The sequence below is a fragment of the Maribacter sp. TH_r10 genome (assembly GCF_033101095.1).
In the GTDB taxonomy this organism is placed as follows: Bacteria; Bacteroidota; Bacteroidia; order Flavobacteriales; family Flavobacteriaceae; genus Maribacter_A; species Maribacter_A luteus.
In genome coordinates, this window is sequence record NZ_JAWMPY010000026.1 from 1 (window position 1) to 1132 (window position 1132).

Below are 1132 nucleotides of genomic sequence, written 5' to 3' on the forward strand. Positions count from 1 at the left end.
GCGAACAATGCTCTTAGTGTAAGTGCTAGTGGTCTTCTTGCAACTGACGATCAGAATGCAGGGGAGGTTACTTTCGATGATAGTACGGCATCACTTGGCGAAACCGATGTACAGGGGGCAATCGAAGCTCTTGCAAGTGCAACCGATAATGATACACAGTACACGGCAGGCACAGGCTTGGTTTTAACCGGGACGGTGTTCAGTGCGGACGCAAGTTTGGCTACGGATGCAGAAGTAGCGGCCAATGAATTAACATCAAGTGTTGTTGCAGGTTCGGATATTACTGTAAGTGCGTCAACTTCAGGAAACAATACGGCGTACACGGTTAGCAATGCTTCACCGGACCAAACGGTAAGTATCGTTGATGGTGGTAATGGTAATGTAACGGTGGGCGGGACCTATCCAAACTTTACCATCGATGTGCCGGATGCAACGGTTGATACGGATGAACAGGATTTACAAAACTTTCAGGTAAATGGTTCAAATTTAGAAGTAAGTATAGAGAATGGTAATACCGTAAGTGTTCCATTGTCGGATATCACTGCAGGTGTTGATACCGATACCCAGTATACGGCAGGGAACGGGTTGAATTTAAATGGGAGCAATGTGTTCACGGCGGTAGTTGACCCGGCAACGAACAATGCTCTTAGTGTAAGTGGTAGCGGTCTTCTTGCAACTGATGATCAGAATGCGGGCGAGGTTACTTTCGATGATAGCACGGCAACTCTTGGTGCAACCGATGTGCAAGGGGCGATCGAAGCTCTGGCAAGTGCAACCGATAATGATACCCAGTATACGGCAGGCACAGGCTTGGTTTTAACCGGAACGGTGTTCAGTGCGGACGCAAGTTTGGCTACGGATGCAGAAGTAGCTGCAAGTGAATTAACCACAAGTGTAACGGCAGGAACAGGAGTTAGTGTAAGTTCATCGACAACAGGGAATAATACAGAATATACGGTAGCTGTAGATGAGACCGCAATTGCGGACGGTACACTATCCTCAACTAATGCTACAATAGCTATTACAGGAGGCGATGATTCTATCTTTAAAGATGTAAGCGTAGATGTTGCGGATAATGCAATTACGAATGCGAAGATGGCGGATGATGCCATAACCACGGCGGAACTGGCCA

The 1132-nt window shown here is 47.2% G+C and carries 1 protein-coding gene; it reads left to right on the forward strand.

Annotated features, from left to right (window positions below; all coding sequences use genetic code 11):
• Positions 1 to 1132 (forward strand): hypothetical protein (locus R3X28_RS19160; RefSeq protein WP_317666487.1); only part of this gene is annotated, 1132 nt, incomplete at both ends.